This is a genomic window from Kitasatospora nipponensis (assembly GCF_039528135.1).
Classification (GTDB): domain Bacteria; phylum Actinomycetota; class Actinomycetes; order Streptomycetales; family Streptomycetaceae; genus Kitasatospora; species Kitasatospora nipponensis.
The window spans coordinates 1-583 of record NZ_BAAALF010000941.1 but is presented as its reverse complement, the minus strand read 5'-3'; the positions used below and the strand labels follow the sequence as shown (position 1 = coordinate 583).

The window sequence follows — 583 nt, the reverse complement described above, 5'->3', positions numbered from 1 at the left end:
TCGGTGCTGCCGTGGGGCCTGGGCGCGCTGCCGTTCACCTTGTTGCCGTTGGACGAAGTGCCGGTGCCGATGGCCTGGTTGATCCCGCCGCCGGAGATCAGGCCGCTGCTGCAGTCCGCGTGGGTGGAGATCTCGGCGAACGTGGACGCGGGCCCGAGGGTGGCCCCGGGCGTCTTCACGGTCACGCCCACGGAGTTGGCGTACGCCGTTCCGGCAACGGCCATGGCGAGTGCGGCTCCCAGGGCCAGGGCCTTGCCCGCGACGAGGTGCCGCAGAGGTCTCTTCTTCATCGGTCTCTCCTGTGCTGATCGGAGGTGGCGCCCATCGACGAAGGGCGTCGAGGAGCCGCGATCACTCTGCCGCAGCTGCAAGCCCAGAGTCTCCTGGTCCATCGCACAGGCGAGGGCAAGGCCCACTGTGTGGTGGGACAGTGGCCGGAGTGGAGTCAGTCGCCGCAGATCAGGGCGGCCCGGAGGTCGAGCCGGTCCTCGAGCCGGACCAGGCTGCGGCCGGTGAGTTCCTCGATGCGCTTGACCCGGTAGTGCACGGTGTTCACGTGCACGTGCAGCACCTGCGCCGTGCG

At 69.6% G+C, this 583-nt stretch carries 1 protein-coding gene and 1 pseudogene; both read right to left on the bottom strand.

The features are described 5' to 3' along the window. Positions 1-290: pseudogene (locus tag ABD323_RS44195) on the bottom strand (hypothetical protein); the annotation flags it as partial. A gap of 155 nt (positions 291-445) precedes the next feature. Continuing rightward, entirely contained in the window at positions 446-571 is a 126-nt protein-coding gene (locus ABD323_RS44190) for a helix-turn-helix domain-containing protein (protein ID WP_344447636.1), read from the bottom strand. Positions 572-583: the final 12 nt, after the last annotated feature.